At 47.1% G+C, this 18,641-nt stretch carries 15 protein-coding genes, 1 tRNA gene and 1 pseudogene; 14 read left to right on the top strand and 3 right to left on the bottom strand.

Annotated features, from left to right (window positions below; genetic code table 11):
• Positions 1-370 precede the first annotated feature (370 nt).
• The 7 genes and pseudogenes from rpsA to MXMO3_RS04550 all read left to right on the top strand — a co-directional run.
• Positions 371-2,050, top strand: a pseudogene (gene rpsA / locus MXMO3_RS04585) (30S ribosomal protein S1); the annotation flags it as partial.
• A 630-nt stretch (positions 2,051-2,680) separates the two neighbouring features.
• Positions 2,681-3,121 carry a hypothetical protein gene (locus tag MXMO3_RS04580; RefSeq protein WP_117395093.1) on the top strand — a complete coding sequence of 147 codons (441 nt, stop codon included), beginning with the start codon at positions 2,681-2,683 and terminating at the stop codon, positions 3,119-3,121.
• 579 nt (positions 3,122-3,700) lie between these two features.
• Complete coding sequence (locus MXMO3_RS04570) at positions 3,701-4,927, top strand: tyrosine-type recombinase/integrase (protein ID WP_117395091.1); 1,227 nt, start codon at positions 3,701-3,703, stop codon at positions 4,925-4,927.
• Entirely contained in the window at positions 4,875-5,468 is a 594-nt protein-coding gene (locus MXMO3_RS04565; RefSeq protein WP_162889132.1) for a hypothetical protein, read from the top strand. Before MXMO3_RS04570 ends, MXMO3_RS04565 begins: the two co-directional genes overlap by 53 nt.
• A 111-nt stretch (positions 5,469-5,579) precedes the next feature.
• Positions 5,580-5,828 carry a helix-turn-helix transcriptional regulator gene (locus MXMO3_RS04560; protein ID WP_117395089.1) on the top strand — a complete coding sequence of 83 codons (249 nt, stop codon included), beginning with the start codon at positions 5,580-5,582 and terminating at the stop codon, positions 5,826-5,828.
• Between the two features lie 3 nt (positions 5,829-5,831).
• Positions 5,832-7,940, top strand: coding sequence for an AAA family ATPase (locus tag MXMO3_RS04555; protein ID WP_117395088.1), 2,109 nt, complete (start codon positions 5,832-5,834; stop codon positions 7,938-7,940).
• 192 nt (positions 7,941-8,132) lie between these two features.
• Positions 8,133-8,441 carry a hypothetical protein gene (locus MXMO3_RS04550; RefSeq protein WP_117395087.1) on the top strand — a complete coding sequence of 103 codons (309 nt, stop codon included), beginning with the start codon at positions 8,133-8,135 and terminating at the stop codon, positions 8,439-8,441.
• Between the two features lie 455 nt (positions 8,442-8,896).
• Here MXMO3_RS04550 and MXMO3_RS04545 read toward each other — a convergent pair whose 3' ends face one another.
• Positions 8,897-9,160: a hypothetical protein gene (locus MXMO3_RS04545; protein WP_117395086.1), complete on the bottom strand. Its 264-nt coding sequence runs from the start codon at positions 9,158-9,160 to the stop codon at positions 8,897-8,899.
• 89 nt (positions 9,161-9,249) lie between these two features.
• Between MXMO3_RS04545 and MXMO3_RS04540 the strand changes: the two genes are divergently transcribed.
• The 4 genes from MXMO3_RS04540 to MXMO3_RS04525 all read left to right on the top strand — a co-directional run bounded on the left by MXMO3_RS04540 (position 9,250) and on the right by MXMO3_RS04525 (position 13,060).
• Positions 9,250-9,501 (top strand): helix-turn-helix domain-containing protein, encoded by a 252-nt coding sequence (locus MXMO3_RS04540; protein ID WP_117395085.1) that lies wholly within the window; start codon positions 9,250-9,252, stop codon positions 9,499-9,501.
• Positions 9,502-9,565: 64 nt separating this feature from the next.
• Complete coding sequence (locus MXMO3_RS04535) at positions 9,566-9,778, top strand: hypothetical protein (RefSeq protein WP_117395084.1); 213 nt, start codon at positions 9,566-9,568, stop codon at positions 9,776-9,778.
• A 19-nt stretch (positions 9,779-9,797) separates the two neighbouring features.
• The gene (locus tag MXMO3_RS04530) at positions 9,798-10,601 is read left to right on the top strand and encodes a hypothetical protein (protein WP_117395083.1); all 804 of its coding nucleotides are present in this window, start codon (positions 9,798-9,800) and stop codon (positions 10,599-10,601) included.
• Positions 10,602-10,789: 188 nt separating this feature from the next.
• A complete protein-coding gene (locus tag MXMO3_RS04525; protein ID WP_117395082.1) occupies positions 10,790-13,060 on the top strand; it encodes an ATP-binding protein in 2,271 nt (756 codons plus the stop codon).
• A gap of 159 nt (positions 13,061-13,219) precedes the next feature.
• Here MXMO3_RS04525 and MXMO3_RS04520 read toward each other — a convergent pair.
• Positions 13,220-13,296, bottom strand: a tRNA-Met gene (locus MXMO3_RS04520).
• Between the two features lie 257 nt (positions 13,297-13,553).
• Between MXMO3_RS04520 and MXMO3_RS04515 the strand changes: the two genes are divergently transcribed.
• From MXMO3_RS04515 to MXMO3_RS04500, 3 genes are all read left to right on the top strand, one after another.
• Positions 13,554-14,198: a YiaD family glycine zipper/OmpA-like lipoprotein gene (locus MXMO3_RS04515; RefSeq protein ID WP_117395081.1), complete on the top strand. Its 645-nt coding sequence runs from the start codon at positions 13,554-13,556 to the stop codon at positions 14,196-14,198.
• Positions 14,199-15,187: 989 nt separating this feature from the next.
• Entirely contained in the window at positions 15,188-15,514 is a 327-nt protein-coding gene (locus tag MXMO3_RS04505; protein WP_117395079.1) for a hypothetical protein, read from the top strand.
• A 253-nt stretch (positions 15,515-15,767) separates the two neighbouring features.
• Positions 15,768-17,054 carry a hypothetical protein gene (locus MXMO3_RS04500; RefSeq protein ID WP_162889131.1) on the top strand — a complete coding sequence of 429 codons (1,287 nt, stop codon included), beginning with the start codon at positions 15,768-15,770 and terminating at the stop codon, positions 17,052-17,054.
• Between the two features lie 441 nt (positions 17,055-17,495).
• On the opposite strand, the gene mnmA is transcribed toward MXMO3_RS04500, so the two are convergent.
• Complete coding sequence (mnmA, locus tag MXMO3_RS04495; RefSeq protein ID WP_117395077.1) at positions 17,496-18,635, bottom strand: tRNA 2-thiouridine(34) synthase MnmA; 1,140 nt, start codon at positions 18,633-18,635, stop codon at positions 17,496-17,498.
• Positions 18,636-18,641 lie beyond the last annotated feature (6 nt).

Below are 18,641 nucleotides of genomic sequence, written 5' to 3'. Positions count from 1 at the left end.
ACGGCAAGTCAACAGCCAGCCAAAAAACGCACAACCCACTGATTTTACTGAGAAATGGTAGCGGGAGAGGGACTTGAACCCCCGACACGCGGATTATGATGGGGTCCGGGAGGTGACGCACGTTGCCCCGCCTCTGCTCATATCCTTGCATCAAGCAATTGATTGCGTTTGGGAACAGTACGCCAATCAAACTCATTTGGCATCATCCAATCCCGTTCAAGCTAACCAAAAATTTAACCCATATGAAACCCAGTTCTGCATAAAGTCTTTAACTCATATATTGAAAAAATGTGTTGGTCAGCTTTATACTACACTTTTTAACCGCAGTGCTTGTTCACTCGTGCAATGCTTGTAAGATTTGGAGACATTCTTGGCGGTACCATACCTAGTTGGGGGAAGCTTCGAAGAACTATTGTTCGAAAGTTTTGAAATCAACGAACCTTCTGAAGGTAACGTTATTAAAGGCAAGATTGTTGCCATTGAAAAAGACCTCGCTGTTATCGACGTAGGTCTTAAAACCGAAGGCCGCGTGCCTTTGAAAGAATTTGGCGCTGCTGGCCGTGATGGCTCATTGCAGGTCGGTTCTGAAGTTGAAGTTTATGTTGATCGCGTTGAAAACGCGATGGGCGAAGCTGTTCTTAGCCGTGAAAAAGCACGTCGCGAAGAAAGCTGGGTTCGTCTTGAAGGGCTCTTCAACAAGAATGAACGCGTTGAAGGCATCATCTTTAATCAGGTTAAAGGTGGTTTCACCGTTGATCTTGATGGCGCGACGGCATTTTTGCCACGCAGCCAAGTTGATATCCGCCCCATCCGTGACATTGCTCCATTGATGAATGTGGCGCAGCCGTTCCAGATCCTGAAAATGGACAAACGTCGCGGCAACATCGTTGTGTCTCGTCGTGCGGTTCTTGAAGAAAGCCGCGCAGAGCAGCGTTCTGAAATTGTTGGCAAGTTGGAAGAAGGCCAAGTGGTCGAGGGTGTTGTTAAAAACATCACTGACTATGGTGCATTCGTTGACTTGGGCGGCATTGATGGCCTGTTGCACGTCACCGACATCGCATGGCGTCGCGTGAACCACCCATCAGAAGTGCTTTCTATTGGCGAAACCATCAAAGTTCAGATCATTCGCGTGAACTTGGAATCGCACCGCATTTCATTGGGCATGAAGCAGCTTGAAGCTGATCCTTGGGAAACAATCGATCAGAAATACCCATTGAACAGCCGCTTCACTGGCCGCATCACCAACATCACCGATTACGGTGCGTTTGTTGAGCTTGAGCCAGGCATCGAAGGCTTGATCCACGTTTCAGAAATGAGCTGGACCAAGAAGAACGTACATCCAGGTAAAATCGTTTCTACCTCTCAAGAAGTAGAAGTGAAAATCTTGGAAGTCGATCCTGAGAAGCGTCGTATTTCACTTGGCCTTAAGCAGTGCCTCGACAATCCTTGGGAAGCCTTTGCAGCTAAATTCCCAGCCGGGACTGAAGTTGAAGGCGAAGTTAAGAACAAAACTGAATTTGGTTTGTTCATTGGCTTGGAAGACGATGTGGACGGCATGGTTCACTTGTCTGACCTCGACTGGAACCGTCAGGGTGAAGAAGCTTTGGAAGATTATAATCGCGGCGACGTTGTTAAAGCGGTTGTATTGGATGTTGATGTGGACAAAGAGCGCGTTTCTTTGGGCATCAAGCAGCTTTCAAACGATCCATTCACCGAAGCAACAGATGGCATGCGCAAAGGTTCAATCGTAACCTGCACCGTGAGCCAAGTGAATGATGGTGGCATCGAAGTTCAACTTGCTGATGGCGACATGACAGCCTTCATCAAGCGTTCTGACTTGAGCCGTGATCGTTCAGAGCAACGCCCAGAGCGTTTCGCTGTTGGCGACAAGATCGATGCACGTATCGTTCAGTTCGATCGCAAGACACGTCGTATGACTCTTTCCATCAAGGCGTTGGAAATCGCTGAAGAAAAAGAAGCTGTGGCCCAGTATGGTTCAACAGATTCTGGCGCTTCACTTGGCGACATTCTTGGCGTCGCGTTGCAGCGGGACCCAACAACGATTTCGCAACTCAAACAAGTCATTATTGAAACAAATGACGAGACTTGGAGATATGTTAACCACGACACAGTCGATCAAATTGGAGTTCATATTCCTAACTCTGGCGAATTTACGACAGTTTTTTGGCAACACAATTCTCAACATCAGCTTATTCTGCAAGAAATACTGACAATTTTTTACAACGGCCCTGAATGCAGGATCAATGTTTCGATATTTGATAGTCTCAACAAATATGCGTTTTCTTCAAGTTCAATTGACGAAGCCTCGACAGACCTAGAGGAGTTCTTTCAAAGGACGTCAATCAAAGAATGTTTCTTGCAGATTGAAGAAATGACATCCGAAACATCTGCCACATTAGCAGCATGGGTTGGATTTGATCGTACTTCAGATGATGCCATAGGTGTTAGGCTTCCGAAAAAAAAGCAATTGTTCATTCCAACAGAAATCGAGAAACTCGTCGAAAATACTCATAGAGGCAACATAACTGCACGTGAAACCAACTTCTTAAGAAACATTCTTTGAGTGCTTGCCTAACTAGCGCTCTGGAAGTAACATCCCGTTAGTTTGAATAGAAAAATAGTTTCGTCCGCTTCCGATACTAATGAGTTATAACACAAAATGGAAAAAATTCTTAAGCAGTCTGGCAGGAAATATGAAAATTTCTTCTTAAGATCTGTCGTTCTTGGGACATCTGAACAGGATGCAGATCAAGATATACCGATCGGTAAACATCAAATCGTTGCTGAAAATCTTACGTTTTTACCTTATTCATTGAAACTAGAATCCATTCTGAAAGATCAGAAAAACAACATGGGCTTTAGAACCTCTGAACCCCAAAGGCCTTCGGTCTGGACTGCATCCTTCGAGTGTTTGAATAATCAAGAGACATGTGAAAACGAATTATTGACAGTGAATACCTTGGACACATACTTTGAATTCTCCATCCAGAGTTCGCTGATGTTTTTCAAACGCCTCGAATGGGTTCAATGGAAAGAAGAACGATTGAACCCAATGATCGAGGTTAAAATTTCGAGGGAACAATGGACTTCCCAAACCTAGTTTTTTCATGTTTGGCGCCGATAACGACATTACTGGCAAGTGTGTTTGGCAGGATAAGCGAAAGTGTCATTGAGCGTGCTTCCAGAACCGAGGCTGAAGGATATGCAAGAGCAGATCTGAATTCGGACCTAATTTCCGCAATCGAAAACTCAATCTCTTCAGTCTCAAAGTCTGCACTGTTGATCTCAAATTGCGTAGCAACAACCCTTAGTAGTTTGCTTACAGCTTATTCGCTGATGTTCATACTAGATACAGAAAAATTGGTTTACATCGTTTTTTCTATTCTTTTTGTCATTATCTTGTTCATATTTATAGGCACATTTATCAGAGTTGGCACACGAGAAGTATATTTGCGGAAGATGCCAACATTTTTCGCTTGGGCAGGTCGCAGATCAATGAACATTTCCGTTGGACGATGTATGGATTACCTATTGATACTCGTAAATGCCGTTTTGATTATGTCGATAATTGCGGTATATTGGGCCGTTAATCCCTAGTTTGCTTGTCGATTCAAATCTAAACCACACCGCCCCAAACCATACCCTGACACGCGGATGTCTTGTGTCTTAATTTGTGGGTATGAGAAAGAAGCTAACCACAAAAACAATTGATGCGCTACCTGCTGCTGTGGGTAAACGCTATGAAGTGCGCGATGAGCTTGTGACTGGCTTTATGGTCAGGGTATCAAGCGTTGGCAAAAAGGTGTTTTACCTCAACACACGCATCGATGGTCGAGCACGGCGCATCAAAATTGGTGATTATCCTTTGATGTCGCTCGCACAAGCGCGTCAGAAGGCCCAAGGCATTTTGCGCGACATATCCCTCGGGACGTTCGAAAACAGCGCTCATGGTTCTTCTGGGCGCTCCGTGCCAGTGCTTAAGAACGTGATCGACCAATTCATTGAGCGATACGCAAAGCCACGCAACAAAGGTTGGAAGGAAACGCAGTCCATTTTGACCAAGTTTGCCCCTTTGTATTCGCGCCCAATTGATCAAATCCACCGTCGTGATGTACATGAGATTTTGGATCGCGTTGTTGCAAATGGAACAGCTACACGCGCCAATCGTGTTTTGGCTGCAATCAAGACCTTGATGAATTGGGCTGTAGATCGTGGCTACCTTGATGTCTCCCCTGTGGCCAATATGCGCCCACCCACAAAAGAGGTGCCGCGTGAGCGTGTTTTAGCCCATGAAGAAATCTGTGCGTGCTGGCACGGTGCAATTGATGAAGGCTACCCCTTCACCCAATTCACGCAACTGCTCATTCTATTGGGTCAACGTCGAGGTGAAGTGGCTGGCATGCGTTGGTCTGAGTTAGAATTCGATAAGGGATTGTGGACCCTACCCTCATCCCGTGTAAAAAACGGCACTGCCCATTTCGTGCCCTTGCCCAAACTTGCCATGGATATCCTGACCTCAATTCCACGCTTTTTGAACAGCGACTTTGTGTTCACCACCACTGGCACCTCACCAATTTCAGGCTTTGGTCGCCTAAAGCGTCGCCTTGATGAACGAGTTGGCCTTGATGCCCCTGATTGGCGCTTTCATGATCTTCGACGCACAATGGCCACATGCATGGCTGAGTTACGCGTTGCCCCTCATATCATTGAAGCCATCCTCAATCACAAATCAGGTATCGTCTCGGGCGTCGCAGCCGTCTATAATCGCCATCTATACTTAGATGAAAAACTTGAAGCATTAGAATTATGGGCGAACAAAATCGAGATGGTGACGACCGCAGGAGCACTAACTGATGCCCACACAGGTCAACATGAAAACATTCATAGAGCCACGCCAAGCATTTAGAATAATCGGAGAGGAATTATTCGGCAAAGATTGGCAGGAAAGCTGGCTTGACGATTCCAAGGCACCCCAACAAAAAGAGATATTGCGGTATCTTCGGGCTGCACTTACATCTGGTCAAGTTACCGCACACTGGTCCACATTCGATTTTCGACACAGCGCTGACCTTACCCCCCAAGAAGTTGATCGTGAGTTTTTTCGTTTCGATTTGAAAAATAACTGCGTGTTCCATCACGACGTGAACCAGCCCGTCTTTTGCAAAATCCATAGCGTGGAGTTGTTGAACTTCTTCAAAGTGCAAAGCGGCCCGACCCTGCCCCCAACTGACCTAGCAACCAAAGAGTGTTTCCAATGGTTAGTTGGATTGTTCTCAGACCCAGAATATATTCCACCAAATGCTGACGAGCTGATGGGGTTAGCAAGGGAGAAGTTTAATCGGCTCTCTGTTCGCGGATATAAGGCAGCACGAAAAGAAGCAATCGCGAGTACAGGGCGGACAGACATCAGCAAAGCTGGAAGGCGTAAAAATCAAATCAGTACATGAACTGATTTCTGTGATCTATTTCACCCCAAATACATCCGCTATTCCTTCGCATATCAGCTGAAACATCGGAATGCGCATTCCTTTCAGTTTACCTGTTTGAAAGGAAATACGATGACCAAGACTACAACGAGACCACAGGATTCTCTGATCGAAAATCCGATCTTCCTAACTCGCCAAGATTTGCGCGACTTAGGCATTCGGGTTTCCGCGTCCACACTTATCCGATGGCAGAATGCTGGCCGTTTCCCCAAGGCCGTGCGTCTTGGTGGCTGCTCTCTAGCATGGCCACGCGATGAGGTGATGCAATGGTGCGAGGACCGCATCGAAGAAGCCCAGCACTTTAAATATGCGGATTTTTAAGCCGTGCGCATCAAATCCAACAAAGTCAAGATTGACGAGGCCGTTGAGCACATCCTGTGGTGTGTCCAATGGCAAGCTGACGGCCACATTCCCATAAGGGTAATGCGCAAGGATGACCAAGGGGCACTCGTTCCCTTGGTCACTCAATGGTTCAACAATCGCGATCCGAAGCTGAAGCGCAAGCTCAAATCATTTTTGAGTCAACACGCAAAGGGCGAGATGACCGTTCTGTATTCGCCCGTGGCGTTTTCAAAAAAGGAAGCAAAAGCAAAATATGCGCTGAGCAGCCAAATTGCTTTCGTGGACGCGGATGGCGCCAAACTAGCTCCCGGCATGCCGGAACCCACGCGAACCATCAATTCAAGCAAGGCCAATCAACATTGGTTTTGGTTGTTATCTGAGGCAGCCGAGCCTGCAGCGCTGCAAAGAATAAACCGCGCCCTCACGCGCTTAGCAAAGGGCGACAAAGGTGGACACTCACCTGCCAAGCTATTCCGATTGCCCGGCTTTATGAACACAAAATATGAACCACCAATACGCGTGCGCCTTTACGAAGACACAGGCGAAGTTCTCGAAACATCCGATCTTCTGAAACTAGCTGACCAGACTTTAGAAACTGACCTTCAGTCTGTAACGATTGATGACGATGTTGTATCTAAAGCTAGGACCATCAAGCCCAACAGCGTGTGGGAAAAATACCGCAAAAAGCTGAACGTTGATATTCGCAAACGGATCAAGCAAAAAACCGTATTTGGGCAAATTCAGCTCGGCTCTGGTCCCAGCAGCATAACCTACCCCGGAGATGACCGTTCAGATATCATCTGGGCAATCGGTTGTGAGCTAAGGCGCGGTGGCGCGACACCAGCCGAGGTTTTGGCATTATTGTTTTCTACTGTTTTTTGGAAGTCACGCGATGCTGATGGCAAAGCTGAAGACCCAGAGCGCCTCATCCAGCGCGTATTTGATGCAGATTTTGAGCCAGAACGATGTGAACCATCTGACACCGCTGATTTAGAAGTTAAACAACCAGCATCATTGCTCAACGCCATTGACCCTTCCCTCTGGGATGGTCAGCCAGTTCCCGTTCGCCAGTGGATTATAAAGGATTGGATACCGCTACTTAAGACCACAATCCTATATGGCGATGGGGGTACGGGCAAAACACTCCTCGTGCTGATGCTCGCTGTGGCTTGTGCCTTGGGGATCGACTTCCTCGGTAAAAAAGTAGCCCAAGGGCGGGTGTACGCATTTTTGGGCGAGAACGATGATGACGATACCCACATCACACTAAATGATGTCTGTGCACACTATGATGTTGGTCTAGGCGACCTTAGGGGCAAAGCGCGCATTGCATCACGTGCAGGCTTTGACAATGTGCTGATGCATTTCATGAATGGCAAAGGCATTCACACCGAGCTTTTTGACGCGTTGGTTCAGGATGTCGTCGCTTTTGATGCCGACCTTATCATTATCGAGACCGCGGCCGACCTTTTTGGTGGCAATGAGAATATACGTAGTGAAGTACGCCAGTTTGTCGCAAGGTGTTGTGAACAGTTGGCTGTTGAGGCGAATGCAGCCGTTGTACTTTGCGCTCACCCAAGTGTTGCAGGGGTAAAATCTGGCGATGGCAGCTCCGGAAGCACAGCTTGGAACAATTCGGCGCGGTCGCGTCTCTATTTGCATCGCGTAATTGATGCCCAAGGTCATGAGCTTGATCCAGACCACAGGGTACTTAGCCGGAAAAAATCGAATTTTGCTCGCTCAGGTGATGCCATCAACATTTATTGGCAAAGCGGCGTTTTCATTACCAGCCGCGATGCAAGAAGAATTGAAGCTAGGTCTAAAGCCGATGCCACCATTCTTGCTGAAGTTCATGATGCGTTCGATAAAGGTCGCCCTTGGAGCCCACATCACCAATCTGGTCATCGTTACTTAATCAACTGGATGGTCAGCCACCTCAACACCTCAAAGCATGCAGCCAAAAAGCAACTCGGCCGATTGCTTACAGACGGACGGTTGGTGGAGGTCGAATACGATACCCATAACCACAAGAGGGGTCTTTGCACCCACGAGCAGGCCACGAATTTATCGCGAAACAACGGCGATAAGTGATTGAATTTATTGAATGCGAAAAAGGAGCGAAATAGCGAAACAACACCACACAACTAATTGAAATTTTTGGATCAGCATGCGTGCGAATAACAACTATATACTACGTATATATCGCGCTGCATTTTAAAGCAGCAGCGCGAATAATTTTGCACCTTGCTGGTCTCCCCACCACCAAAATAGAGGAGAGCAGAAATGAACGTCGCCAAAAACCAGTTCGATCGAAACTACCGGGCACATATCGAGAAGCAGGTTTTGACCTCAATTATGAAGGCAAGCACTGATCCAGATACTGGCAAAACCACGGTACGCACTGTGGAGGCTATCGACGCACTTATATGTGTCATCAGCCGATTTGCTGGTATGCAGGTTACTTCAATAAGAATGCTTGATGAAATGTCGGCCCAGCATCAGCGCGTTTTAAAGGAGCGCACCGAGAATTATTATCGGCAATATCAGCTTGGAAATGGCCCGAACTTAAATATTCAAAGGGAGTATGAATAGCTGAAGAATGGCATGGGGGAGACATGGTGTGTTTGCAAACGGCTACAGAGCCAAAACCTTGGGGCTATAAATGACCACCAGCCCGCGTATAGGGACGTCGCGATTAAAAAAACGCCCTCCCCCATACCTCTTGCAGTCACTTCTTTAGAACGCTAGACTGACACGCTGACAAATGATCATCGTATCAGGCCCATCTTCATTTCATTTTTTCTAACCAAATCAACGGCTCCATACTCATCATCACTTGTAGCCAATCTTACTGGGTGTCATGTGGGTGAATATTGGGGTGATTAGACGGTCTATTTCGTGCGCAAGAGGCTCATAATTGCGCCACAAGCGCCAAAGCACACATTTGTGCGAATACCCCCTTAGGATTAGGCACGCACGGCGCTGCTGGCTCATTGCAACGCTGCCACGCACGCGTATAGCTGAGTCTCTGGTGGTTTAATTAAAGATCAAAGACGCTTCTCAAGCTCACGCCTCACCCTGCGCCATTTTCCACGTTCAAATGTGTCGGTGTCCTGCTGCGCCCAATCTTCACGCGCAATTGCAGCATCCAGCGCATTATCTCCATGCTGTTCGATTAGGTCAGCAATGATCAGGTCAATGGTTTCTCTGGGAATGAAATGAGGCGCAACGAAAAGCGCATAAAGCTCAAATACAGCAACGGCCCCAAATAGGACGATGACGATCAGGATGGGATAAAGAACGCTGTTCATATCAAAGCTCAAAAAACAACTTCACAATAACCTAAAATGGGATAATTCCAAAATCGGATTATTTGTCGCACACAAACTGAGGAAACTGTGTGCCCAGATCGATCCATTCTGACCAATACAAGCAACTGACTGAATTGCTTTGTAAGACACGCAAGCAAGCTGGCCTTACGCAACAGGAAGTTGCTGACAAGCTCAATAAGCCACAATCCTATGTTGCGAAAATAGAAGGCAACGAACGCAGAATTGATTTGGTCGAGTTTGCAGCATTAGCTCATGCTCTTGGCGTTGATCCCAAAGCCCTGTTCGCAGATGTGTTTTCAGAAATCTCCAAATCCAAATAGAGTTTATCCCTGACAAGGCAAGATGGGCTGTCTTATCGATTGATCGTCAAACAAGGAGACGATCATGACTGAAATCATCACGCTCAAACAAATCTGCGAAGAACTCAAAATCGACCCACGTGAGGCTCGTGAAAAACTACGCACAGCAGCACGCGACAAAAAGAACTATCCAGCGTTGGCTGCACATAAGCCACGCACACCTTGGCAATGGGTGAAGGGGAGCGATGGGGAGAAGGAGGTCAGGATCGCGCTGCCAAAAGATGACATCGGGAAGTGAACTCTGCTAAAGTTTGTCCATGGATAAATTTCGTTTTTTTGGCAAAACCTACAAAGATCAATCTGGTGTCACACGCATAAAATATCGCGACAACGGACGATTAGACTCGAAAATTTACTTTGAACTTAAAAAATTCTCAAATGCTTGCGAATACGCATCGTCACACAATTTTCATGAGACCTTACTAGAAGCTTCCCACGGCCTCAGTTGCGTAATTATGTATCAAGACTACTATTACGCACAGATTGTACACGACGACGAAAGCGATTACTCAGTCGCGAAATTATTTATTGTATGTCGATTTTCCAACTCAATTTACGCAAGTATGCGACTGGCATGCATGGGCCTAATTCTCGATAGCATTGGCTGCCTAAAAACAGCCTTTGAGGCTTTACAATACAGTCGTCTAATTTCATTAAAGCCAGATGAAGCATCTACATTTCTTGATCCTGATCATTCACTTCGTCCTGTTGAAGTTCGAAAAAAACTCCAGCAGCTTGAACATGACGCGGAGCATGCGCGCGATAAATACTCAATGCTAAGCACGTTCTCCCACGTAGGAGGGACCGGAGAAATGCTTACTTTGGAGGAAATCGATGATGATGTATCATTTCGAGTAGGTGGATACGTTGACCCCAGTTTACAAGAGAAATTAGTCAAAGACTGTCATTTGGCAACAGGTGAATTTATTGCTTTTAACTCTGGCATTCGCCAAGAAAATGTCGAGCGCTTCCACCAGACTATCAAAGATTGGATTGCAGAAGGTGCTACCCCCAAAGACATTGCGAACCAAATTAAAAATCTTGTAAACGAGCTAAGTTAGGCAACGGCCTAGTTCTCATTGAACTGACACGACGTTTGAAGCGAATCCGAAGAGCTAATTGGGATCTTCTGAGTTCACTTGCTTCTCAAGGTTTTTTGGATTGAAATGGAGTTATTATAGCAGAATTCGCCTTCGATTCTCCGGTTGTCAAACCACTTTGTTACTTATCGAAATAGGGGTCTAAAGCATTGCCCAAACCAATTCTAAAGTCGACACACGAGCTTTCTCTTGCGATGCGACGAGATTTTGACCCAACAGACGAAAAATCCAAAATTGGAAAAACAGTACTGCTAATCGGTGCGGGCTGTTCTCAAAGTGCGGGAATTCCACTTGCCAGAGAAATCAGTCAATCATTGATCTGCAACTTAGCAAAATCGTATGGTGTGGTTGAACAACAGACTGACGATCCTGACCGTGCGCTCAAGAAGTTAGTCGAAGCGGGGCATTTTCAGAACCATGCCATCAAAGGCAGCGAAGATATAGATTGGTCCAGCGTTTACGATGAGATTTTTTCATCACATTTCAATACCCCCAAGGAAGTTTATCGAATTTTTAACAACATATTTGACGAAAACGGTAGGGCCATAAATTGGACCCATATTTGTATAGGCGAGCTGGTACGCCTCGGCTACGTTTCGTCAATTCTAACCACTAACTTTGATCAGCTTGCGTTGGAGGGGATTGCGCGGACCGGAAGACTTCCAATTGTAGCCGATGGTCTTGAAAACCTTGGCAGGATAAGCGGAGAGTCAAAACAGCCTCAACTAATACAAATTCACGGGTCACGACACACTTATCATCTTATAAATTCAGTTGAAGACACAGATGCTCTTTCAAACGATGCGTCCGCACGACAAGCGATAGACGAATTATTCAGAACGGCAACAACCTTCGTAGTTGTCGGCTACGGTGGCCGCGAGAAAGGCATTATGAAGCTCTTGATTGAGGCTGGTAAGAGGTATCCACAAACTAGGATATTTTGGTCAAGCTACGATCAGGAAACAAGCAATCTTGGGCCACTGGTAGAGGATTTTCTCGGCACAAGCCAACACTCAAAAATAATTGCTGGCTTGGATTCTGATACTTTCTTTGACAGCTTACTAGATGAACTCGGAGTAAGCACTCCAAAGGCAATCGACGACCCCCTTTTTATGCTACGTGAGCTAACGGATAGTTTGGCATTTACTCAACAGTCCAGCATAGCAGAAAAAATCAAGAAGCTCCAAATAAAGACAGTCGATTTAAGGGTTGCAGAGAAGCATATGGCAGCGTTGATGCCTACTGAACCCGATACTGAAACTGACTCGGAAATCCAAAAGCAAAAAATGCAGGCTGTAGGCGAGCTTTCGGCTAGAATAGCCCATGATTTCAATAATTTTCTAACGACGATTATCGGTTTAACCGATTTAGTTTTGCAGGGTAAATCAACAAACGATTCTGACTATCATGATCTCGTCGAGGTAAAAAATGCATCAAACCGTGCGGCTGCGTTAGCTCGGCAACTGCTCGCGTTTTCGAGGAGGCAAATACTAAATAAACAAATTGTTTCGCTTGCCGAGCTTATATCAGATCTGACTGTTTTGATCAGGCGATTGATTGGTGAGAAAATCGAATTCATGTTCGTTGAACCAGAAGACATTTGGTGGGTCAAACTGGACCACGTCCAAATGGAACAAGCAATACTAAATTTGATAATAAATGCGCGAGATGCAATTGATGGGACGGGTAAAATAACGATCAATCTAAAAAATTTCGTATGGACGGAAGAAGATGCGAAATTGGATGCTAGCCTACCACCAGGTGAGTTCGTAGAACTACAAGTGGAGGACACCGGCGTTGGTATTAAGCCTGAGAATTTAGAAAAAATCTTTGAACCCTTCTTTTCCACAAAAGAGCTTGGAAAAGGGTCCGGACTAGGACTTTCAACGGTATACGGAATAATCATGCAATCGGGCGGCTTCATCAAAGTCGATAGTTCGTTGGGCAAAGGCGCCGATTTTCGAGTTTACATACCCAGATATCTGCCCGAGCCCGACGAAATTCCAACGTATGAGGAGCAGGTTGCGAAAAGACAGAGCCACAATTTAAACGGAACAGAAAAAATACTTGTGGTTGACGACGAGCCCAGCGTGAGAGATTTCCTCAAAAGGGCTTTAGCTGACGCTGGTTACAATGTTGTTTGTGCCACTGATGGCATAGATGCGATGAAAACAATTGCCAAAGATGACACCGATTTTGACTTGATTATCTTTGACGCCGTGACACCCGAATTGGAGGCATCAGCTTTTGTTAAAACCATCCTGAAGCGAAATGTAAATCAGAAATTCTTGTTGGTCTCCAGTTATGCTATCGAAAACACAGCACCAGTGTTGGAAGAAAATCAAACTCTTAGATTTATGTCCAAACCCTTTTCTACTGTCCAACTTCGAAACATCGTAAGAGACATATTGGATTCATAGTAGATCAATATCTGATAGCGCTATAATTGCCGATCTCTTCTCGATCTTTTAATCTTACTTTTCCACCCCCAAAAACACCCAAACGCAACCCAAGCCAATCCACGCACAAAAACGCAAAGGTTTTCTCACATCTAACAACCTGTAATGTAAGGAAAATTTTGGTAGCGGGAGAGGGACTTGAACCCCCGACACGCGGATTATGATTCCGCTGCTCTAACCAACTGAGCTACCCCGCCCCGAAAGACATCTTTCGATGGAAGATTTGGCAAAGCTGTTGCGCTTTGCTGCGGGGGATATAATGCGGGGGGCGGCGCAATGTCAAGCAGCAATGCATCAAGAAATTTGACATTTCTCATCTAATTTCCCACCCTCCATTCCACACGGGGGAATCCAACCTCGAAAAAATCAATTTCGGCAAAATATGAACCATCTTTATCCTGCCGCATTATAGCTTAAGATAACCAAATAAATTTGCCAGCAAACTGAGGCCAAAATGAAAAAAGAACTTCTTCTTGCAACCGTCGCAGCTTTCTCGCTGTCGGCGTGTACCACAACAGGGTGGAACTCAAACGCTGTGAAAGGTGGCGCAGGTGGTGCCGCCGCAGGCGCAGTGGCCGGGTTGGTCTACGCTTCTGTGGCCAATAAAGATGCACGCTCCGCAGCGCTGATCGGCGCGGGCCTTGGTGCCCTCACCGGCGCAAGCGTTGGTGCCTATATGGACCGTCAGGAAGCTGAGCTACGCTCCAGCCTGGCCAACACCGGCGTGACCGTGACCCGCCAGGGCGATCAGATCATCTTGAACATGCCGTCAAATGTGACGTTCCAAACCGACCAATCAAATGTTGAGCCACAATTCTATGAAACTTTGAACTCCGTGGCGGTGGTGCTGCAAAACTATCCAAAGACCTTGGTTGATGTTTATGGCCACACCGATTCGACCGGTTCAGATCAATATAACCTTGAGCTCTCCAATCGCCGTGCCATGTCTGTGGCCAACTATGTTTCTGGCCGTGGTGTAGATCCACGCCGGATTTATGTAACCGGCTTGGGCGAATCTCAACCGATCGCTTCAAACGCAACAGAAAGCGGCCGGGCACAAAACCGTCGCGTTGAGATCCAAATCTCACCATTGACCTAATCAGGTCCTTTTTTGAATTTGAAAACGCCCCCGCACCATGTGTGGGGCGTTTTTTTGTGCAAGCGCGCACAGGGAAGCGGCCACGCCAAGGCGCTGCGCGGCAATTTTGCCCGCAGTTGCGGATGCGAGGCGACAATGATCTCCTCAATTTGCAATCTTGTTTGAGACCATAATCGCCTCACATGGTTGGTTTGTTCAAAACTAGACCGCTTGCGGGGTGCTGACCCAATAGCCCCTGCTGCCCGCCCAAAGGCGAGCAGGCAACCCTCGGTGTCGGGTCAAGCTGCATCTATTTTCGCGCGCCTCTGCGTCCAATGGCACGGCCAACCTCTTCTTTTAAAGGATATCCCTTCGCTTTCATTGCCCGTCAGCAACCCGCAAAGCTTCAAAGAAGACAGACCCATTATGCCACCAGCTGAGAGACCGCTGATAAGAAAAAACGATGTGATTGATTTTATTGGGCTTTGGTGAAAAAAGTGGGAAATATCTCCCGTTTTTACCATAATTTGTGCACCGCCCTGCCACCAGTGCTGCATTGACCCCGGATCTAGTCCAAGGCGACCACAGCCGGGTGGATTTCTCAGAGCCGCCCCGAGGCAAAAAAATGGACGATCAAAGCGGAGCCCCTGCCGCACTTCTGCGCCGAGCTGTTGCAGGCCTATGCACAGCCTCAAAAAGCCGCAACCTAGACATTCAATCTTGAAATGGTTGGGTAAAACATCCCCAAAATCGGGTATTAAACCACCTGATCTGAAAGTGAACATTTTTCGAAAATCGTACACGAATGATAATCTTAGTTGGTATATTACTTCAATCATATGCAGAAGCAGTAAAAACTGCACATAAGTGAAGTTTTACCCACAAAACTACCCCGCTGCCTATGTCAAATTAGGCAAAGATCAGGGTATGAAGCACATTCAACTAAACTAGAACTTGCTCGCATAGACTATTCCAATCTAACATGGTTAAGCAATTTGGGGAGTAGATTTATGAATAGATACGGCATCGTAATGCTTGTGACATCTGCAAGCTTGCTAATCATTGCAGTGGTCATTCGACTGAGTTACTTAAATACGTCTGTTTTGTTTGGCTTAGTCGCATTAGCTTTTGCTCCGTTGGCGATGCACCGCTTCTCTCAAAATGCCACTATTTCTGCGCTTGTAGGTTTGAGTTTATTTGCCGCATATCCATTATACAAGCTGGTCGGACAGGGAAACATATTCACTTTGTTGGGATTTCAGGTTGGGTATTTGGCTCTATTCTGGGTGATTGGAGCAGGATGGAAGCGCGATTGGAAATCCGGCAGGTCAAGTTAATGCTAAGGTTTGCGCCGATAACATTTCGCCTGCAGTAAAACAAACGACGCACAGTATTAAATGGTTTCTTATGTGGACCAATGTCAAATTTGAGCCCTTTCCACCGATCCCGCGTCGTTCATCAACGTCGGCTTTGTTGCGTGCTCTCAACAAATCAATATACAGTTCTTATGCGCCACGAACTTAATAACCTCTTGTTGGTCGGCTGCAAATGCTCTTATGTTGTGAATATTAGCCAAACGGAATGTATAGAATGTCAGAGAACAACTTCGCGGCGAGAGATGTCTTTACTCCGAATGATACACCCACCGTGACATACGTCGGTAGAGATGATTTAGATCTTGAAAGTAATTTAAAGCAATATTGTGAGCTGCCGAAAATGGTGGTGTCAATTTCAGGACCGTCCAAGTCAGGCAAGACTGTATTGATAAACAAGGTTTTACAAGAAGGCAATATCATACCTGTTATCGGGTCTGGGATCACAAGCCCTGATGAAATTTGGACCCGCGCGCTTGGATGGATGGAAACGCCGACAAGTGTCACGACTACCAAAGCTTCTACCACTACTGTTTATGGGAGTACCAAAGCAGGTGGTGAAGTTGGAATCCCGTTGGTTGCTAAGGGTAAGGGCGAAGCGGTTGCCGGCGCGTCAAAAAATTGGAACACGGGATCAAGCGAGACAATCGAAGACGGTGGTTTGCCAAGGGTAATCAAGGAAATTGCCCACAGCGATTTCGTGATATTTTTGGACGACTTTCACTACATTGATGAAACTCATCGCGAAGAAATTGGACGTCAGATCAAGGTAGCTTCGGACAATGGTGTCAAGATTATTACGGCTTCTGTTCCCCATCGTACTGACGATGTTGTTCGAAGTAATCCGGAGCTACGGGGCCGGGTAGCGGCAGTTGATGTAGGTCACTGGGATACACGGCACTTGAGGATGATCGCTAGACAGGGCTTCTCGGCTTTGAATGTTGATCTCCCCCCCCAAGTTGAAAATGTGCTTTGCGATGAGGCCATAGGTTCACCACAGCTTATGCAGACTATTTGTTTTTGTCTTTGTCAGGTCCTCAACGTTGAATCCACACTGAATGAGCACAAAAGACTTGATGTTACCGACGAAAACATAGCTGAAGCTCTCTTACGGACTTCTCATTTTACGGATTTTTCGAAGATGCTCGCAGCGCTTCACGCGGGGCCAAGAACCCGCGGACAGGAGAGAAAAGAACATAGCCTAATTGATGGGTCGAACGGTGACGTATATAGGGCCGCACTAATAGCAATGTGCTCTGATCCAGTGAGGGTCACCTTTCCTTACGATGAGATGATGAACCGCATAAAAGCTGCTTGTGTTTATGATAGCCCAGTCGGTTCCAGTGTTACGTCTTGCCTAGAGCAAATGCAGATAATCTCCGAAAATTTGCAGCCCGGAAGTCCCGTACTTGTTTGGGATGGCGATAATCTAGATATCACAGACCCCTATTTTGCTTTTTTTCTTAGAAGCTCTGAAAAGTTGTCGAAGCTAAGTACAGGTTGAATGCACATGTAATGCACAAGTTATGATTTACACTCCACACGGTACTGCGTAGCGATCAATACCAATAGCCGACATTGCGCAGCCGCAGCGAAATGGCGCTTTGTCCGCACAGCCGCCGTTAATTCAAAAATGGCAAAAAGCGGTTTCTGGTCCGACTGTGGTGGCGAGGTCTGGTTCGGCTGAGGCCATGCCGGACCAAAGTCAGGTTGGTCCCGGAAACATTGTCCAGGGAAAACAAGGGTTAGCGCATAAAGGAGCCCGATGCGCATTTGCGTCACGCATGTGCAGGCCGATGCGTAGCGTCGAATAGAAGTAAATCAGAAAAAGCGGTAATTACGCCGTTGACAAAAATCGCAGCACCCTTGGTGCAGCGGAGTGTCTAGCGGCTGTATGTCACCCCACCCCTTATCCCTCCCCATCGAGGGGAGGGAAATTCTGTTTTTAGGCCGCCGCGCTCACCGCTTGAGCAATCCAGCCGCCGCCCAGCACTTGGGTGTCTTCGCTATCGTCAGCATAAAAGACGCAGGCTTGCCCCGGTGAAACACCATGTTCACCGCCGACCAGTTCAACTTCCACTTCGCCATTTTTCACGCTCAAGCGCGCGGGCTGTGGTGGCCGCGTGGAGCGCACTTTGGCTTCAATATTGATTGGGCCCATTTCCTCGATTTCATCAAGGCTCATGCCGCCCAGCCAATTCACCTGCTTCAGTTTCACCGAACGGGTGGCCAACGCCTCATAGGGACCAACGATCACGCGCTTTGTTTCCGGCTCCAGCTTGACCACATAAAGCGGTTCGCCAGCGGAAATGCCCAAACCACGGCGTTGGCCAATGGTGAAATGAATAATGCCTTTGTGCTCACCGAGTACGCGGCCATCCAAATGCACGATCTCCCCCGGATCAATCGCCTCAGGGCGCAGCTTTTGAATGATCTGCGCATAATTGCCATTGGGCACAAAGCAAATGTCTTGGCTGTCGCTTTTCTCAGCCACCACAAGCCCCATATCGCGGGCAATGTCGCGCACCTCATCCTTGGTCATGCCGCCCAAGGGAAAGCGCAGATAATCGAGCTGCTCTTGCGTGGTGGCAAAAAGGAAATAGCTTTGATCACGGCCATGGTCCAACGGGCGATAAAGCGAATATTGCCCATTGCTTTGCCGCGATTGAATGTAATGGCCGGTGACCAGCACATCCGCATTCAATTCGCGCGAAGCTTCCAGCAAATCCTGAAACTTCACGGTCTGATTGCACTTCACGCACGGAATAGGCGTTTCGCCACGCACATAGCTATCGGCAAAATCATCAATCACGCTTTCGCGGAACTTGCTTTCATAGTCGAACACATAATGCGGAATATCCAACGACGCGGCCACGCGGCGGGCGTCGTGAATATCTTGCCCGGCACAACACGCACCTTTGCGGTGGATCGCTTCGCCATGATCATAAAGTTGCAAGGTGATGCCAATGACATCATAACCTTCGCGCGCCATAAGCCCGGCCACAACCGAACTGTCGACGCCGCCCGACATGGCCACCACAACGCGGGTGTCCTTGGCGGGTTTATCAATACCCAGAGAATTCATTTTTCC

The organism is Maritalea myrionectae (assembly GCF_003433515.1).
Taxonomy (GTDB): Bacteria; Pseudomonadota; Alphaproteobacteria; order Rhizobiales; family Devosiaceae; genus Maritalea; species Maritalea myrionectae.
The sequence above is the reverse complement of the archived record's forward strand: the minus strand, read 5'-3'. Positions and strand labels throughout refer to the sequence as shown.